Here is a 17,467-nt window from a genome sequence, read left to right as displayed (position 1 = left end):
GCCCTGGGGCGAGCCGGTGGCGTTCGCGCAGGAGCCGTCGCCGCCGCAGCCGCGCCTGGAAGACGATGGCGGCGACACCCTGCGCATCGCATGGCCGGCCGCGGCCGCCGGTGGCGCAGGCGGCGCGGCCCAGGCCTACCGGCTGCAGATGGCGTCCGACGCGGCTTTCACCCGCATCGTGGCGGACGTGCGCAGCGAGACCAACGAGGCGCGCCTGCCGCGCCCGGGCAGCGGCAGCTACTTCGTGCGCGTGGGACGCGAGAGCCCTGGCGCCGCCACAGCCACCACTTCCGCCACTGCCGCCGGGCCGCATTTTTCCCCGCCCCAGCGCATCGAAGTGATGCAGTACGTGCGCGACGCACAAGGCCAGCCGGTGAGCACCGGCGCAGGCCTGCTCAACCGTGCCGACTGAACTGGCGCAACCGGCGGCGCGCGCCCGCACGCTGGGCCGCCTGCAGGCGCGTCTGCTGGCCGGCTACCAGCGCCGCACGCTGGTCGAGTGGGCCTTGCTGGGCGCGGCGGTGCTGGCGCTGGTGGTGGCCTGCGCCGTGCGCGGCTGGAGCGAGCGCGCCGACAAGGCGGTCTACGACCTTGCCGTCGCGGCCCAGCACCACGCGCCCGGCGACGACATCGTCATCGTCGCCATCGACGATCCCGGGATCTCCGCCATCGGCCGCTGGCCGTGGCGGCGCCACGTGCTGGCCAGCCTGATCGACCATATCGCCGCCGGCGTGCCGCGCGTGATCGGTGTCGACGTGATCCTCTCCGAGCCCGACCTGCTGCACCCCGGGGACGACCGCGCGCTGGCGCTGAGCATGGCGCGCGCCGGCAACGTGGTGCTGCCCGCGCTGGCGGAGCCCGGGCAGGGCGGCCTGCAGGTGCGCTATCCGCTGACCGGCCTGGGCAGCGCGGTGGGCCATATCAATATCGCGGTGGACCTGGACGGCGTCGCGCGCCAGGTATTCCTTCAGGAAGGGCTGCCGGGCCAGTTGCTCGATCACTTTTCCGCCGCGATGGTCGGCTTCGGCCGTCCGCCGCGGCCCGTGTCCGGCTACCGGCATGATCAGCAGCAGGATGCGCCGGACGCCGATGGCTGGCTGCATCGCTATCGCTTGCGCATTCCTTTCGCCGGCCCGCCCGGCACGTTCCGCCAGGTGCCGGTGCTCGACGTGCTCGACGGCAAGCTGCCGCCCGGCTTCTTCCACGGCAAGGCCGTGCTGGTCGGTGCCACCGCCAGCGGACTCGGCGATGTGTACCCCACTCCTGCCTCGCGCGACGGCCACGGCATGAGCGGCGTGGAGATCATCGCCAATGCCATGCAGACGCTCCAGCGCGACAGCGCCATCGTGGCCCTGCCGGCGCCATGGTTCTGGCTCGGCACGCTGCTGCCGGTGCTGCTGGCGGCGCTGGCCGCGCTGATGCTTACCCCGCGCAATGCGCTGCTGGTGACCGCGGGGCTGCTCGGTGGCACGCTGGGTGCGAGCCTGCTGCTGGTGGTGCTCGGCCACCTGTGGTTCGCGCCGGTCAGCGCCATGGCGGGCTGCGCCCTGCTGTACCCGCTGTGGAGCTGGCGCCGGCAGGAAGCGGCGCTGCAATTCCTCACCGATGAACTGGCGCAGCTGGAGCGGGAACCCGGCCTGCTGGCGATGGAGACGGACGAGGGCGAGGCCGCCGGGGCGCGGGGCCGCAACCTCGATACGCGCATGCGGGCGGTCTATCGCATGACCACGCGCCTGCGCGACCTGCGGCAGTTCCTCTCCGACGGGCTGGAAGGCCTGCCCGAGGCCACCGTGATCTGCGATCCGGCCGGACGCGTGCTGCTGGCCAACCGGCGTGGCTTGCTGCTGGCGCCGCGCACGCTTGCGACGCTGGCCGATGCGGCGGCGCCGCGCCCGCGCATCGGCGAGATGATCGACGAGGTGTTCGCGCAGCCCAAGGCCGGCCACGACTACTGGGAACAGTTGCGCAGCGCCTGGCCCGGCGGCGACAGCGCGCCGGCCCAGCCGGTCCAGGCCCCGCCCGGCGTGGAGCTGGAAGCGCGCGACCAGCATCCCATGCTGCTGCGCGGCGCGCCGCTGCGCAGCGACACCGGTGGCGTGGCCGGCCTCATCATCAGCGTAATCGACATCACCCAGGTACGCATGGCCGAGCGCCGCCGCGAGGAATCGCTGCGCTTCATCTCGCACGACATGCGCTCGCCGCAAGCCTCCATCCTCGCCCTGATCGAGCTGCAGCACGAAGCCGGCCGCGCGCTGCCGCAAGCGGCGCTGCTGGCCCGCATCGGTGACTACGCCAGCCGCACGCTGGAGCTGGCCGACGACTTCATCCGCCTGGCCCGGGCCGAGGCGCCGCACCTGAACTTCATCGAGGTCGACCTCGCCGGCGTGGTGCTGGACGCCACCGACGAGTTGTGGGCGCTGGCCAGCACCGCGCGCATCGAGCTGCGCCTGGCGTTGGAGGAAGAGCAGGCCATCGTGACGGCCGAGCCCGTGCTGCTGGTGCGCGCGATCGCCAACCTGGTGAGCAACGCCATCAAGTTCAGCCCGCCGCGCAGCACGGTCACGGTCAGGCTGTACCGCGTGCCGCAGGGCCTGGCGATCGACGTGGCCGACCAGGGCCGGGGTATTGCCGTGGAAGACCAGGGCCGCCTGTTCCAGCCCTTCGCGCGGCTGCGCGACAACGAGCGCGATGCGCCCGCTGGCAGCGGGCTGGGGCTGGTGTTCGTGAAGACGGTGGTGGAGCGGCACGGCGGCGAGGTGCGCCTGGCCAGCGCGGCCGGGGCGGGCGCGACGTTTACGATCGTGCTGCCCGCCTGAGCCGCCGGGCTTCGGGGGACAGGCTCAGCGCGCCGCCGTGGCCATGCCGGTGCGCGGCTCCTGCCCCTGCGAGGCCTGCGCGGCCTGTGCGGCAACGCGGCCATCCATCTGCCGGACCTTGCGCGCGGCGCGCCGTTCGTTTTCGTCCTGCAGCGTGACGCACAGCACGGTGAGCAGCGCGAACGCCACCATGCACAGCGCGAGATAGCCCAGCAGTCTGGTTCGGTCGGTTCGCATAGGGATGCCCTTCGTGATTAGCGCAGGATTCTAGGCGCGATGCACGAGGGCAATGTCAACAAATGCAAGGGCGGGAAGCCGCCGGCCGTCCGATGGTGTCGATCATTTCGATAACTTCGCTTCGGTAGCTTCGCTTCGATGACTTCGATCGTCTCGACAGTGTCCCTTACCCCAGCAAGGCGCGCGGCAAGTGCCCGCCGACCCAGTCCCGCTCCTGCTCGTAGGCGCGCGCGGCGCGCAGCACGGAGAGATCGCCGCGCGGCCTGCCGATCAGCTGCATGCCCATCGGCAATCCCTCGGCGCCGAATCCCACCGGCAAGCTGACCACCGGGCATCCCGACAGCGTCCAGGGACAGACCACCTCCATCCAGCGGTGATACGTATCCATCGCGCGTCCCGCTATCTGCTTCGGCCAGGTCGCGTTTACGTCGAAGGGAAACACTTGTGCCGTTGGCACCGCGATGTAGTCGAACGTCCCGAACACGCCGAGCAGCGCCTGGTACCAGGCGCTGCGCGCCACGCTGGCGGCATGGATATCGGCGGCGCCGAGCTTGAGCGCGCCTTCGATTTCCCAGATTGCCTCGGGCTTGAGCAAGGCGCGCCGGGCCGGGTCCTGGTAGTGGGGAAGCAGGCCGTGGCCCACCAGGAAGTGACGGTGCGCCAGCCAGACCTGCCACAGCTGCGCGGGCGGGAACGGCGCGGCGATGGCCTCCACCGCCACGCCGAACGCGGGGAAGGCCTTGAGCGCGTCTTCGCACAGCGCCAGGATGCCGGCCTCCATCGGCAGGTAGCCGTCCCAGTCGCCGAGCCAGGCCACGCGCTTGCCTTTGAGGTCCGCCGACAGGGCGCCGGCGACGTTGTCCGGCGTCAGCGCGGCCAGTTCGGGGTCTTGCGGCAGCGCCTGCGGCGTGCGCGCGTCCGCGCCGGACTGGGTGGCGAGCAGCAGCGCGAGATCGGCCACGGTGCGTGCCATCGGGCCTTCGGTGCCAAGCTGCGGCAGGAAAAGCTCGGGGCCGGGGCCGTAGGGCACGCGCCCGGCCGAGGGGCGCATGCCGTACACGTTGCAGAAGCCGGCCGGGTTGCGCAGCGAGCCGCCGAAGTCGCTGCCGTCGGCCACCGGCAGCATGCGCATGGCGAGGGCGGCCGCGGCGCCGCCGCTGCTGCCACCGGCGCTGCGGCTGGTGTCGTAGGGGTTGCGGGTGGCCCCGTAGACCGGGTTGAAGGTGTGCGAGCCCAGGCCGAACTCGGGGGTGTTGGTCTTGCCGATCAGCACCGCGCCGGCGGCGCGCGCGCGTTCGACCACGATGGCATCGGCCGTGGGCACGTTGTCGCGGAAGATGGGCGAGCCGAAGGTGGTGCGGATGCCGCGCGTGGCCGCCAGGTCCTTGGGGGCCTGCGGCATGCCGTGCATCCAGCCGGCGGAGCGCCCTTGCGCGAGCGCCTGGTCGCAGGCGTCGGCTTCCTGCAGGAGCACCTCGCGCTCGCGCAGCGCCACGATGGCATTGACCGCCGGGTTCACCCGCGCGATATGCTCCAGGTAGGCGTGCATGACTTCGCGGCTGGAGAGCCTGCGCGCATGTAGCTCGCGCGATAGCTGCAGGGCCGGCATGGCCACGATGGGATCGATGCGCTCGACGCTGCCTGCATTGCCTTCGGGGAATTGCATGGTCTGGTTCCTCGTGCCTGGGTGTGCGTGTACCGGCGCCAGTCTGTCATATCGGCGCCCTGCGTGACAGGCCCATGAGAGATCGATGGGAGACCCGCGCGCGGCGAGCCGCTGCGAGCATGCTACGATCCGCGCCTATCTCGGAGAATGAAGATGTCTTTTACTTGCCAGAACCAATCGTGCCGCACGCGCTGGGAAGAGGCGGATGTGACGATCAAGGATGAAGGCCAGGGCCTGCTGTTCCGCTGCCCGGTGTGCAATTCGCGCAACCCGGTGGTGCCGCAGCGCCAGCCGGACGGCAGCATCCGCTACCAGCAGCGCAACCGCTAAGGCCGGCGGCAGGACCGGCGGGCTCAGCCGCCCGCGCGCTTGACGGTCATGCCTTGCTGGCGCAGTTTCGCGATCACGGTGTCGCAGTGATCGCCCTGGATCTCGATCACGCCGTCCTTGACGGTGCCGCCCGATCCGCAAGCGGCCTTCAGCTCCTTGCCGAGCTGGGCCAGCGCCAGCGGCGCCAGCACCACGCCGCGCACCAGCGTCACTCCCTTGCCCTTGCGGCCCTTGGTTTCCCGCGATACCCGCACGATGCCGTCGCCCTGCGCGACCGTTTGCGCCTTGCCGCAGGTGCAGGCCGCCAGCGCATTGCCGCAGCCCGGGCACATGCGGCCGTGCTCGGTGGAATAGACGAGCGAACTGGCGGACTTGGGGGCGGGCATGACGGAATTCCTGGCGGGATGCGGGGCTGGCAGCGTACGCCAAGCCTGCCTTGCCCGCAAGATCCGGCGCGATCCGCGGGCTGGCGGATCACCGATACGGACGCGGGAAAGCAGATGGCCTTCGGTGCGTATCAAGTCGGGGGCGGGGGGAGAAGGGCTAAGCGCAGGGAAGGCGCTTGCGTCGGAACGACGAGCAGCCGTCATGCCACGGGCTGCCTTTACCGCGCCCTGCGGGGCGCATCAGCCGGCGGCGGGGGGATTCGGCCGGTGCCTGGCTAGCGGCCGGCGGGACTGCCGTAGAACGTGCCGGTGCGGGGGTTGGACACGATATAGGTGTTGCGCCGGGCCCAGGTCTGGGCCGCCATGAAGGCTTCGGGCTCGCGCTGGCTCCACTCGCTCGTCATCAGCGGCGCCGCTTCCTGCTCCGTGGTCATGTACACGACAGCCTTGTGCAGGGCCGCGCGGCCCTTGCCTCCCGGAATCGTAATGGTGCGAATCGTCACGCGCATTGTCGGGATCCTCCACGTTTCTGGTCGCCAGATTATGTCCGGTTCCGCAAGACAGTATCGTGACAGCGCAATGTCCGCGAAACTCAGGGACTTCTAGTCTACTTCGTCTGCAGGCCGGATTGCGCGTGTGTTGCGCACGCGCCGCATGCGATACCTGCCGCGGGGGCGTTTTCCGCACTCCGCAGCGCAATGTCACGGCCACCGCGTCCAGATCCGTGGCGAAAGGACAGTTGTCTCTACATTAGTCTCTACATTACAGGGGCAAGGAGGCAGCAGGACCCGAGGGCGCGCGCCGCGCATCCGCGGGTCAGGCCGCCGCCGCCGGCCGCGCTTTGAGCGGCACCCAGACCTCCACCACGCCGGTGCCCGCGGCCGGATCGAAATCCGCGCTGTAGCGCTCGAAGTCCGGTGCGCATGCCGTCTCCAGTCCGGACGCTGGCAGCCACTTCTGCCAGATTGCCAGGCAGGTCTGGACCAGCGTCGAAAGCGGCCCCGCATGCGTGAACACCGCGTAGTGCTGCGCCGCGAGCTCGATGCAGCGGTACGCCTCCTGCAGGCCGTCCAGGCTGCCCACTTCCACGCCGGCAATGTATTCAAAGCCGCCGTGTCCGTCCGGATTGCAGCAAACGCCGTAGGTCACGTAGCCCACCTGGCCCGGCACCTTGCCGATCTGCGGAATGAAGCGCTGCCAGAGTGCCGGGATGCCGCCGTTGGTCTCCAGCGTGAAGCGTCCTGCCTGGCCTGCGATCAGCAGAGGGCGGCCGGTTTCGAAGCGTGGCTGGGAAAGGTCTGCTGCCTTGGGGTCGGTCATGTGCAAGGGCTCCGCGATCGGGACTGCGTCAAAGGCCGTTCTTGTCGAGCGTAATGCCAAGTTCGCCCGCCATCTGCTCGAGCATGGCCTGCAGGCGAGCCACCTTTCCGGCCAGTTCCTTCTGCTCGGCCTTCATCGCCTCGAACTCGGAGGGCGGGATGGCTTCCTCGGTGGCGCCCTGCGCGCCGGCGGCATCGTCCACGCTGACCTCGCCGCACAGCAGATGCATCCAGCGGTGCTCGCGTCCGCCGGGCGCGCGAGCCAGCCTGACTACGCGCGGCGGCTCGGCGCTGGCGAGTTCGTCGAGGAAGACCTCGACCGACGAGATATCGGCGAAGGCGTGCAGGCGCGCGCTGTTCAGGCGCAACTCGGCTGCGGTCTGCGGGCCGCGCAGCAGCAGCGTGGCAAGCAGCGCGACGGACTGGCTGGGAATATTGAGCACGCGCTTCATGTTCTGCTCGAAGCGCGGCACGCGGCTGCTGCTGCCTTCCATCACCAGGCTCAGGCGCTTGAGGCCGTCGATGGCGGTAAGCACTTCGTCTTCGCTGGCGTTCATCACCGGCGCGCGCGCGGTCTTCTGGTTGCAGCCGGCGGTAAGCGCGTTGAGCGAGAGCGGGTAGGTGTCGGGCACGGTGTGCTGCTTTTCCAGCAGCACGGCCAGCACGCGTCCCTCGAGCTGGGTGAGGGCGCGCATGGGGGGGCGCGAGGGGGTGTCGGGGTTTGTGTCCATGGATGGCGTCGCTAGGTGAGGCTGCTTCGGGCCTGGCGGGCGGATACGCGTTGCGGGCCGGGAGCGGGTGGTTTGCGAGGCATATGATAGTCGCACGGGCCTGCCGCGGCTATGCGCGCGTGTACTACGCCGCCGCGTCTTCGCGCAGGGCCCTGGCGATCAGTGCCACGGCCGGCGTGATGGCGGGGGACGCGGATGATGCCGCCGCGGCATGGCGCGGCGTGATGAAGACCATCCGGCCGGACGGGAACGGTGCGCGCAGGCGCACCTTGCGCACCATCGACATGGCGCCGTAGTGCCGCGCCGCGCTGTCCGGCACCACCGCCAGGAAGCCGCTACCGGCGACCATCGACAGGCTGGTGTGGAAAGACATCGACTCGATATGCGGCACCGGCGGCAGTTGTCCGTCGTCGAGGAACGGCTGCTCGAAGATCTCGCGTGTATGGGTGCCGCGCGGCGGCAGGATCCACGGGCTTTCGTGCAGCGCGGCCAGGCTGACCTCGCGCCGCCTTGCGAGCGGATGGTCGGGCGCGCAGGCGATGGCCAGGTGTTCGTCCCACAGCGGGGCGATGTCCAGCCCTTGCGCGCCCTGCGCCTGCGCGTGTTCCGCGTCGCCGGTGCCGAGCCGCCCGACCGCGCAGTCGAGTTCGCCGCGCGCGAGCATGGCGAGCAGGCCGCTGACGGTGTGCTCGCGCACCTGCAGGCGCGGCAGTGTGCCTTGCCGGCTGAGCTTGGCGACCAGCCGCGGCAGCACGTTGACACCGACCAGCGGCAGCACGCCGATCCTGACCAGTGGCAGCTCCGGGCGCGTGGCGAGCGCTTCGCCGGCGGCGTCCAGCGCGCCCAGCGCGATGCGCAGGCGTTCAAGCGCGCGTTCGCCGGCGGCGCTCAGGCGGCCGCCACGCGTGGTGCGTTCGATCAGGGTGCAGCCGAATGCCTGTTCCAGTTCCTGCAGCATCTTGGTCACGGCCGGCTGGCTGATATGCAGCGATCCGGCGGCGGCCGTCAGCGAGCCGGAGCGCGCGACCAGGTCCAGCAGCCGCAGATGGCGGATGCGCAGGCGGTCGATACGGTTGGGCTGGGCGGCGGACGGAGCGGTGTTGCGGGGAATCGTGGCCATAACCATTCGTGATGGGATCTTCAAATCTGGATAATTGTCCAGAATGACTCGGCACGGCCACAATCGGGCAAAACCATGAAGGAGACCCGAGATGCAAGAGCCCCCACGCCGGCCGCGCCGCCTGCTGCTGAAGTCCCTGCTGGCGCTGCCCCTCGCGGCGGCCGCCGGCAGGCCTGCCGGCGCGCTTGCCGCCGACAGCTATCCATCCCGCCCGGTGCGGCTGGTGGTGCCGTACGCCGCCGGCGGCGGCCCCGATATCCAGGCCCGCAAGCTGGCCGAGGTGCTGGGCCGGGAGCTTGGACGGCCCATCGTGGTGGAGAACCGCGTCGGCGCGGGCGGCATCCTGGCGGCGGAGTTCGTGGCGCAGCAGCAGCCCGACGGCTATACCCTGCTGCTGGGCGCCTCCACCCACGTGGCGCAGAAGCTGCTGCAGCCGGGCGCGAAATTCGATCCGGCGGCGTTCACCCATGTCACGCGCACGGGCTCGAGCCCGGCGGTGCTGATCGTCAGCGCGGCCTCGCCCTATCGCACGGTCGGGGACCTCGTCGCCGCCGCGCGGCGCGCGCCGGGCACGCTGAACTACGCTTCGGGCGGCGTCGGCTCGGCCGCGCATATCTGCGGCGCGGCGTTCGCGGCGGCCACCGGCATCGACGTGCTCCACATCCCCTACAAGGGCTCGGTGGAGATCGTGCCGTCGCTGGTCAAGGGCGATACGCAGTTCGGCTTTCCGGTGGCGACCACCGCGGTGCCGCAGATCGCCAACGGCAAGGTGCGCGCGCTCGCGCTGACCTCGGCGCAGCGCAGCGCGGCCCTGCCGCAGGTGCCCACGCTGAATGAAGCGCTGGGCCGTGGCGATCTCGCGCTCGATGCATGGACCGGCATCTGGGCGCCAGCGGGCCTTCCCGCGCCGCTGGTGGCGCGCCTGCACGCGGCGACGCTGCGCGCGCTCGCGGATCCCGGCCTGCGGCGCTTCTACGTGGACACCGGCGCGAGCGTCGAGCCGAGCCCCACGCCTGCATCGTTCTCCCGCCTGGTCGCCGAGGAAACCGCACGCATGCGGCAGGTGATCGACAAGAACCGCATCACCCTCCAGTGAGACCAGACATGCCCGACACCACCAGCAATTCCGGCAATTCCAGCAATTCCGCCAATTCCAGCACCGCCGGCACCGGTTTCACCCCGCTCGCCGGCATCGGCGTACTCGACTTTTCGCACGTCATCGCGGGCCCCTTCGCCACCTTCCTGCTGGCCCGTCTCGGGGCCGACGTGACCAAGGTGGAGAACACCAACGGCGGCGATGTCATGCGCCGCACCGAGCGCGGTCGCGAGGCCTTCGTCGCGCTCAACGCGGGCAAGGCATCGCTCAGCCTCGACCTCGCCAGCGAGGCGGGCAAGCGCGAGGCGCTGGCGCGCGCCGCCCGCTGCGATGTGTTCGTCGACAACCTGCGGCCCGGCGTGCTCGAGCGTTTCGGCCTGGGCTTCGAGGCCGTGCGCGCGCTCAATCCGCGCGTGGTCTATTGCAGCATCTCCGGATTCGGGCGCGGCGCGACAGGGTGGAGTGGCAGGCCGGCCTACGATCACGTGGTGCAGGCGGCCACCGGCATGGCCTGCATGGCGGGCAGCGAGGGCGATCCGCCCATCAAGACCGGCTTTCCCGTCATCGATTCCGCCACGGGGCTGCTGGCGGCGTTCGCCATCCTCGCGGGCGTGCGCGAGAGCGAACGCACGGGCCGCGGCATGCTGCTCGATATCTCGATGGCCAGCGCGGGCATGCAGCTGATGTACCCGATGAGCTGCGACGCGCTCACGCGCGGCACGACGCCGCCGCGCGTGGGCAACCAGGGATACTCGGGCAGCCCGTCGGCGGATTTCTTCCGCACGCGGGACGGCTGGCTGGCGATCGGGGCGAACACGCCGGGGCAATTGCTGGCATTGCTCGAAGCGCTCGAACTCGGGCACCTGGCCTGCGATCCGGCGCTGTTCGACCCGCCGCTGCAACGCGACGGCCTGCCGGCGTTCGTACGCTCGCGCGATCCGGCCGCGCTCAAGGCGGCGCTATGCGCGGTGCTGGCCGATGCGGATGCGGTGCAAGTCGAAGCGCGGCTGAGCGCCTGTGGCGTGCCGGCCGCGCGCGTGCGCAATATCGCCGAGTTCGCCAGGGAATCGATGTCGAACGGCGCGCTGTCGACGGTCGAGCTGCGCGATGGCGAGACGACCGTATTGTCGCCCGGGCTGGGATTCCGGGTTCAGCAGTAGCTGCGCGCAGGCATGGTGGCTGGGGGGCGGCCCCGGCCGTCAGTCGCGCGAGGCGAGCGAGCGGTTGACGCGCAGTGCCAGCAGCGTGCACGCGGCGCCGGACAGCAGGTAGACGCTCACGGCCACCAGGCCGAATTCGACCGACAGCCCCAGCGCCACCAGCGGCGCGAAGGCGGCACCGAACAGCCACGCGAAGTCCGAGGTGAGCGCCGCGCCGGTATAGCGGAAGCGCCTTTCGAAGTTCGAGGTGACCGCGCCCGCGGCCTGCCCGTAGGACAGCCCCAGCAACCCGAAGCCGACCAGGATGAAGATATCCTGCCGCCCCGCGCCGCCGCCCATCAGGAACGGCGCGAACAGGCTGAAGATGGCGATCAGCGTGGCCATCAGCCCGAGCGTGGTGCGCCGGCCGATGCGGTCGGCGATCACCCCCGAGGCAATGGTGCCCAGCATGGCGATGCCCGCGCCGATGATCTGCACGACCAGCACGTCGTTGACATCCTGCGTGCCATGCAAGGCCACCCACGACAGCGGGAACACCGTCACCAGGTGGAACAACGCATAGCTCGCCAGCGCGGCGAAGGCGCCGAGGAAGAGGTTGTAGCCCTGGTCACGCGCGATCTCGATGGGGCTGATCGGCTCCAGCTCGCCTTCGTCGAGGAGTTCCGTGTACTCCTGCGTCACCACCAGGCGCAGCCGCGCGAACAGCGCCACCACGTTGATGGCGAAGGCCACGTAGAACGGATAGCGCCAGCCCCATTCGAGGAATTCCTCGATCTCCAGGTTCGCGCGCAGGAACAGGAACAGCGATCCCGCGATCAGGAAGCCGATCGGCGCGCCGAGCTGGCCCATCATCGAATACCAGCCGCGCCGCTGCGGCGGCGCGTTGAGCGCCAGCAGCGAAGGCAGGCCATCCCACGAGCCGCCGAAGCCGATGCCCTGGAGGATGCGGAAGAACGCCAGCAGGATGATGGACTCGCGCCCGAGGGTGTCGTAGCCGGGCAGGAAGGCGATGCCGGCCGTCGCCGTGCCGAGCGCGAACAGGGCGGCGGTGAGCTTGACACCGCGGCCCCAGCGCCGCTGTATCACCATGAACAGCGTGGTGCCGAAGGGGCGCGCGATAAACGCGAAGGAGAAAACGGTGAAGGAAAGCAACAGGCCTTCGAGGCGCCCGACGAAGGGGAAGAATACCGCCGGGAAGACCAGCACCGAGGCGATGCCGTAGACGAAGAAATCGAAGTATTCGGAAGCCCTGCCGATGACCACCCCCGTGGCGATCTCGCCGGGCGCGACATGGGCGTGGTGCGCGGCCTCACGGGCCGAGGGTGCTGACGACGGGTCGTGCTGTTGAGTGATGCCGGACATCATCAGGCCTTGTCGTAGTGCCACACTCCTTTAAGAATGGCACTTCTTTGACTACAGTGCCATAGGAAAATATGCAGTTCTCGAAAGTTTAGTTCTAGCAGTATGATGGTGCCCATGCCAGCCCACCGGCGTTCCAACGATCACTTGGACGGCTATGCATTTGCGTAATCGGATAGTGCCATCCCGCTACGTCATGCGCGGGATCTTGCTACTTTCGGCTGCCTTGCTGTTGACAGGTTGCAATGCCGTGCTGCTGGCCCCGTCGGGTGACCTTGCGGTCCGGCAGCGTGATTTAATCATCATCTCAACCGGCCTGATGCTGCTGATCATCGTGCCGGTGATCATCCTGACGCTGCTGTTCGCCTGGCGCTACCGCGCCTCCAACCGCGCAGCCACCTACGAACCGGACTGGGACCATTCCACCTTGCTGGAACTGGTGATCTGGTCCGCGCCGCTGCTCATCATCATCGCGCTGGGCGCGATCACCTGGGTCAGCACGCACAAGCTCGACCCGTACCAGCCCCTGTCCCGCATCGACGCCGAGCGCGGCGTGCCCACCGGCCTGGAACCGCTCACCGTCGAAGTGGTGGCGCTGGACTGGAAGTGGCTGTTCCTGTATCCGGACCAAGGCATTGCCACGGTCAACGAACTGGTGGCGCCGGTGGACCAGCCCATCCGCTTCAAGCTCACGGCCGCCACGGTGATGAACTCCTTCTTCATTCCCGCGCTGGCCGGGCAGGTCTATGCCATGCCGGGCATGGAGACCAAGCTTCATGCCGTGATCAACGCGCCCGGCGTGTACGAAGGCATCTCCGCCAACTACAGCGGCGCGGGCTTCTCCGGCATGTACTTCAAGTTCCACGGCGTCAGCAACGAGGAATTCGACCGCTGGGTCAAGGCAGCCAAGGCCGGCGGCGGCGCGCTCACGCGGGATGCCTACCTCAAGCTCGAGCAGCCCAGCGAGCGCGAACCGGTGCGCCGCTATGCCAGCGTGGACCCGGCCCTGTATGGCGCCATCCTGAACCGCTGCGTGGAAGCGGGCAAGCCGTGCATCAAGGACATGATGCCCGACAGCGCGAAGCATGCCCGCCGCGAGCAGCAGGGGCCCGCCTCGGGGTACGCCCTGGCGTCGCTGACGCGCTCCGGCGAGACCCTTGGCGCGATCTGCACCGCCGGCGATCCCACCGGCGCGGGCCCGGCGAAAACGCAGCCGCGGTGACGCGCTGACGCCATGGCGCGCCCGCCGAAGAAGAATCCTGCAACAACGCCCCTGCGGGCCTGGTGATGACAATGCCCGAGCACGACCTGACCCAGTTGGTATTCGGCCGCCTGACCTGGGAGGCGATTCCCTACCACGAGCCCATCCTGCTGGCCACCTTCGCGGCGGTGGCGATCGGCGGGCTGGCGCTGGTCGGCGCGCTGACCTACTTCCGCGCCTGGGGCTACCTGTGGCATGAGTGGTTCACCAGCATCGACCACAAGAAGATCGGCATCATGTATATCGTGCTCGGCATCGTCATGCTGCTGCGCGGCTTCGCCGATGCGGTCATGATGCGGCTGCAGCAGTCCGTTGCCTTCGGCGACACGCTGGGCTACCTGCCTCCGCATCACTACGACCAGATCTTCACCGCGCACGGCGTGATCATGATCTTCTTCGTGGCCATGCCGCTGGTCACCGGCTTCATGAACTTCGTCGTGCCGCTGCAGATCGGCGCGCGCGACGTGGCCTTCCCCTTCCTCAACAACTTCAGTTTCTGGATGACGGTGGGCGGCGCCGTGCTGGTGATGATGTCGCTGTTCGTCGGCGAGTTCGCGCGCACCGGCTGGCTGGCCTATCCGCCGCTGTCCGGCATCCTGCAAAGCCCGGACGTGGGCGTGGACTACTACATATGGTCGCTGCAGGTGGCGGGGCTGGGCACGCTGCTGTCGGGCATCAACCTGCTGGTGACCATCGTCAAGATGCGCGCGCCCGGCATGACGCTGATGAAGATGCCGATCTTCACCTGGACCTCGCTGTGCACCAACGTGCTGATCATCGCCGCCTTCCCGGTGCTCACCGCCGTGCTGGCGCTGCTGGCGCTGGATCGCTACACCGGCACCAACTTCTTCACGGCGGACCTCGGCGGCAACGCCATGATGTATATCAACCTGATCTGGATCTGGGGCCACCCCGAGGTCTACATCCTGGTGCTGCCCGCCTTCGGCATCTTCTCGGAGGTGGTGTCCACCTTCTGCGGCAAGCGCCTGTTCGGCTACGCGTCGATGGTGTACGCCACGGTGGTGATCACGGTGCTGTCCTACCTGGTCTGGCTGCACCATTTCTTCACCATGGGATCGGGGGCAAGCGTCAACTCGTTCTTCGGCATCACCACCATGATCATCTCGATCCCGACCGGGGCGAAGATCTTCAACTGGCTGTTCACCATGTACCACGGGCGCATCCGCTTCGAGGTGCCGATGCTGTGGACGGTCGGCTTCATGGTGACCTTCGTGATCGGCGGCATGACCGGCGTGCTGCTGGCGGTGCCGCCGGCCGACTTCGTGCTGCACAACAGCCTGTTCCTGATCGCCCACTTCCACAACGTCATCATCGGCGGCGTGCTGTTCGGGCTGATGGCCGGGATCAGCTACTGGTTCCCCAAGGCCTTCGGCTTCAAGCTCGACCCGTTCTGGGGCAAGTGCTCGTTCTGGTTCTGGCTGGTCGGCTTCTACGTCGCCTTCATGCCGCTGTACGTGCTCGGCCTGATGGGCGTGACCCGGCGCATGAACCATTTCCAGGATGCCTCGCTGCAGATCTGGTTCCAGGCCGCGGCCTTCGGCGCGCTGCTGATCGCCTGCGGCATCGGCTGCTTCCTGATCCAGCTGTTCGTCAGCTTCCGCCGCCGCGAAGCGCTGCGCGACACCACCGGCGACCCGTGGAACGGCCGCACGCTGGAGTGGTCCACTTCCTCGCCGCCGCCGGCCTACAACTTCGCCTTCACGCCCGTGATCCACGACAACGATGCCTGGTGGCAGATGAAGCAGCTCGGCTACGAGCGCCCGCAGCAGGGCTTCATCCCCATCCACATGCCGAAGAACACCAGCGCGGGCATCATTCTCGCGGGGCTGAGCACGCTGCTGGGCTTTGCGCTGATCTGGCATATGTGGCTGATCGTGGTGCTGACCTTCGTCACCCTTCTGGTGGTCGCGATCGGGCACACCTTCAACTACAAGCGCGACTACTACATCCCGGCCGATACCGTCGTCCACACGGAGGCAGAGCGCTCGCGCCTGCTTGCCAGCCATGGTTGATATCGCCACTCCCTACGGCCCGGAACGCATGAGCGCGCCGGAAGCCCCGCGCGCGGCGCAACTGCGCTTCTACGAGACCGCCGAGGTGCATGCCCAGAACGGCACCCTGCTCGGCTTCTGGCTCTACCTGATGAGCGACTGTCTCATCTTCGCCAGCCTGTTCGCCGTGTACGGCGTGGTGGGACGGCACTATGCCGGCGGACCCACCGGGGCGGAGCTGTTCGAGCTGCCGCTGGTGGCGCTCAACACCACCTTCCTGCTGCTGTCGTCCATCACCTATGGCTTCGCCATGCTGGAGATGCAGCGCTCCAGGGTGAGCCAGACGCAGCTCTGGCTGGCCATCACCGGCCTGCTGGGCGCGTGCTTCCTCGGGCTCGAGCTGTATGAGTTCGCGCACCTGGTCCACGAGGGCGCGGGGCCGCAGCGCAGCGCCTTCCTGTCCTCGTTCTTCACGCTGGTCGGCACGCACGGCCTGCACGTGACGGTGGGCATCGTATGGCTCATCACGCTGATGGTGCAGGTCGGCCAGCGCGGGCTGATCCCGGAGAACCGGCGCCGCCTGATGTGCCTGTCCATGTTCTGGCACTTCCTGGACGTGGTCTGGATCGGGGTGTTCACCTTCGTCTACCTGATGGGAGCGCTGCCATGAACGCGCATGACAACACGATGGCGGGCGGCGGCGGCGCGCACGGCCACGACGGGCACCATGGCCACGACGGCCATGGCGACGACGCCATGCACGCCACCTTCGGCGGCTACATGACGGGCTTCGTGCTCGCCGTCATCCTGACCGCCATCCCGTTCTGGCTGGTGATGGCGAAGGTGTTCGACAAGTCCAGCACCACCGCGCTGGTGCTGCTTGCCTGCGCCGCCGTGCAGATCGTCGTGCACATGATCTACTTCCTGCACATGAACTTCAAATCCGAGGGTGGGTGGACCATGCTGGCGCTGATCTTCACCATCGTGCTCGTCGTGATCGCGCTGAGCGGCTCGCTCTGGGTGATGTTCCACCTGGATCAGAATATGATGCCGGCTATGCACGACACGAAGAACCTACCTTGATCGCTCCCCGACACCCCCAGCAACAGCAAAATGCCGGCGCCGCGCGCCATCCGCAACCCGCTCCCCGACGTGGCATCGCCGCGCTCGTCGTCTTCGCCGTCCTGGCCGCCTTCGCCTTTTCCGTCCTGGTCGGGCTCGGCACCTGGCAGGTCCAGCGCCGCGCCTGGAAGCTAGACCTGATCGAGCGCGTCAACTCGCGCGTGCATGCCCCGCCCGTCGCGGCGCCCGGTCGCGCGCAGTGGCCGCAGGTCGCCGCGGCCACCGACGAATACAAGCACGTGCGCGTGTCCGGCACTTTCCTCAACGACCGCGAAACGCTGGTCCAGGCGGTGACGGACCTGGGCGGCGGCTTCTGGGTGATCACCCCGCTGCGCACCGCGGACGGCAGCGTGGTGCTGGTCAACCGCGGCTTCGTGTCGCCCGAGCGCGCCGACCGGACCACGCGCAGCCAGTACGATCCGGCCGGCGAGACCACCGTCACCGGGCTGCTGCGCATGAGCGAGGCCGGCGACGCCTTCCTGCGCCACAACGACCCGGCGGCCAATCGCTGGTACAACCGCGATGTGCCGGCGATTGCCGCCGCGCGCGGCCTGCAGGACGTGGCGCCGTACTTCATCGATGCCGACGCGGCGGCCGGCGGCTCGCCTGCCGCCAACGTTGCCGTCAATGCCGCCGCGGCCGATCCCGAAGGCACGGTGCCGCAGCAGCAGGGCGCCCAGCGCGTGTGGCCGGTTGGCGGGCTGACCGTGATTTCCTTCCACAACAGCCACCTCGGCTATGCCATCACCTGGTATGGGCTGGCCCTGATGGTGGCGCTGGGCGCGTTCCTCGTCGGCCGGCAGGAGTACCGGCGGCGCAAGGGATCGTGAGCGTGATGCGGCAGCGCCGGCG

17 protein-coding genes and 1 pseudogene are annotated in these 17,467 nt (G+C 68.9%); 10 read left to right on the top strand and 8 right to left on the bottom strand.

Annotated elements, in window-relative coordinates:
- Both AC1DKV_RS20790 and AC1DKV_RS20785 read left to right on the top strand, forming a co-directional pair.
- Positions 1-412 (top strand): annotated as a pseudogene (locus AC1DKV_RS20790) (hypothetical protein); the annotation flags it as partial.
- Positions 402-2,816, top strand: coding sequence for a CHASE2 domain-containing protein (locus AC1DKV_RS20785; RefSeq protein ID WP_441649953.1), 2,415 nt, complete (start codon positions 402-404; stop codon positions 2,814-2,816). The pseudogene AC1DKV_RS20790 and the gene AC1DKV_RS20785, both read left to right, overlap by 11 nt.
- 24 nt (positions 2,817-2,840) lie before the next feature.
- On the opposite strand, the gene AC1DKV_RS20780 is transcribed toward AC1DKV_RS20785, so the two are convergent.
- Both AC1DKV_RS20780 and AC1DKV_RS20775 read right to left on the bottom strand, forming a co-directional pair.
- Entirely contained in the window at positions 2,841-3,053 is a 213-nt protein-coding gene (locus AC1DKV_RS20780; protein WP_441611988.1) for a hypothetical protein, read from the bottom strand.
- A 166-nt stretch (positions 3,054-3,219) separates the two neighbouring features.
- Positions 3,220-4,719 carry an amidase gene (locus AC1DKV_RS20775; protein WP_441611989.1) on the bottom strand — a complete coding sequence of 500 codons (1,500 nt, stop codon included), beginning with the start codon at positions 4,717-4,719 and terminating at the stop codon, positions 3,220-3,222.
- Positions 4,720-4,872: 153 nt separating this feature from the next.
- Here AC1DKV_RS20775 and AC1DKV_RS20770 point away from each other — a divergent pair, with 153 nt between their 5' ends.
- Complete coding sequence (locus tag AC1DKV_RS20770; RefSeq protein WP_441611990.1) at positions 4,873-5,049, top strand: hypothetical protein; 177 nt, start codon at positions 4,873-4,875, stop codon at positions 5,047-5,049.
- Between the two features lie 23 nt (positions 5,050-5,072).
- On the opposite strand, the gene AC1DKV_RS20765 is transcribed toward AC1DKV_RS20770, so the two are convergent.
- The 5 genes from AC1DKV_RS20765 to AC1DKV_RS20745 form a co-directional block, all read right to left on the bottom strand.
- Positions 5,073-5,435 (bottom strand): translation initiation factor Sui1, encoded by a 363-nt coding sequence (locus tag AC1DKV_RS20765; RefSeq protein ID WP_441611991.1) that lies wholly within the window; start codon positions 5,433-5,435, stop codon positions 5,073-5,075.
- Positions 5,436-5,710: 275 nt separating this feature from the next.
- Positions 5,711-5,944, bottom strand: a complete 234-nt coding sequence (locus AC1DKV_RS20760; protein ID WP_441611992.1) for a CDP-diacylglycerol pyrophosphatase — start codon at positions 5,942-5,944, stop codon at positions 5,711-5,713.
- Positions 5,945-6,251: 307 nt separating this feature from the next.
- Complete coding sequence (locus tag AC1DKV_RS20755) at positions 6,252-6,755, bottom strand: GyrI-like domain-containing protein (RefSeq protein ID WP_441611993.1); 504 nt, start codon at positions 6,753-6,755, stop codon at positions 6,252-6,254.
- A 28-nt stretch (positions 6,756-6,783) separates the two neighbouring features.
- Complete coding sequence (locus AC1DKV_RS20750) at positions 6,784-7,485, bottom strand: YceH family protein (protein ID WP_441611994.1); 702 nt, start codon at positions 7,483-7,485, stop codon at positions 6,784-6,786.
- Positions 7,486-7,609: 124 nt separating this feature from the next.
- A complete protein-coding gene (locus AC1DKV_RS20745; protein WP_441611995.1) occupies positions 7,610-8,605 on the bottom strand; it encodes a LysR family transcriptional regulator in 996 nt (331 codons plus the stop codon).
- 91 nt (positions 8,606-8,696) lie between these two features.
- On the opposite strand from AC1DKV_RS20745, the gene AC1DKV_RS20740 reads away from it, so the two are divergent.
- Complete coding sequence (locus AC1DKV_RS20740) at positions 8,697-9,701, top strand: tripartite tricarboxylate transporter substrate binding protein (protein ID WP_441611996.1); 1,005 nt, start codon at positions 8,697-8,699, stop codon at positions 9,699-9,701.
- A gap of 8 nt (positions 9,702-9,709) precedes the next feature.
- Positions 9,710-10,861, top strand: a complete 1,152-nt coding sequence (locus AC1DKV_RS20735; protein ID WP_441611997.1) for a CoA transferase — start codon at positions 9,710-9,712, stop codon at positions 10,859-10,861.
- Positions 10,862-10,900: 39 nt separating this feature from the next.
- Here AC1DKV_RS20735 and AC1DKV_RS20730 read toward each other — a convergent pair whose 3' ends face one another.
- Positions 10,901-12,223 (bottom strand): MFS transporter, encoded by a 1,323-nt coding sequence (locus AC1DKV_RS20730; protein ID WP_441612266.1) that lies wholly within the window; start codon positions 12,221-12,223, stop codon positions 10,901-10,903.
- Positions 12,224-12,416: 193 nt separating this feature from the next.
- Here AC1DKV_RS20730 and cyoA point away from each other — a divergent pair, with 193 nt between their 5' ends.
- From cyoA to AC1DKV_RS20705, 5 genes are all read left to right on the top strand, one after another.
- Positions 12,417-13,442 (top strand): ubiquinol oxidase subunit II, encoded by a 1,026-nt coding sequence (gene cyoA, locus AC1DKV_RS20725; RefSeq protein WP_441611998.1) that lies wholly within the window; start codon positions 12,417-12,419, stop codon positions 13,440-13,442.
- A gap of 71 nt (positions 13,443-13,513) precedes the next feature.
- The gene (gene cyoB / locus AC1DKV_RS20720; protein ID WP_441643121.1) at positions 13,514-15,514 is read left to right on the top strand and encodes a cytochrome o ubiquinol oxidase subunit I; all 2,001 of its coding nucleotides are present in this window, start codon (positions 13,514-13,516) and stop codon (positions 15,512-15,514) included.
- 28 nt (positions 15,515-15,542) lie between these two features.
- A complete protein-coding gene (cyoC, locus tag AC1DKV_RS20715; RefSeq protein ID WP_441612267.1) occupies positions 15,543-16,163 on the top strand; it encodes a cytochrome o ubiquinol oxidase subunit III in 621 nt (206 codons plus the stop codon).
- The gene (gene cyoD, locus AC1DKV_RS20710) at positions 16,160-16,576 is read left to right on the top strand and encodes a cytochrome o ubiquinol oxidase subunit IV (RefSeq protein ID WP_441612001.1); all 417 of its coding nucleotides are present in this window, start codon (positions 16,160-16,162) and stop codon (positions 16,574-16,576) included. Before cyoC ends, cyoD begins: the two co-directional genes overlap by 4 nt.
- Positions 16,576-17,445, top strand: coding sequence for an SURF1 family protein (locus tag AC1DKV_RS20705; RefSeq protein WP_441612268.1), 870 nt, complete (start codon positions 16,576-16,578; stop codon positions 17,443-17,445). Before cyoD ends, AC1DKV_RS20705 begins: the two co-directional genes overlap by 1 nt.
- Positions 17,446-17,467: the final 22 nt, after the last annotated feature.

Source organism: Cupriavidus sp. 05T41, from assembly GCF_056396525.1.
This window is presented reverse-complemented; position numbering and strand designations above follow the sequence as displayed.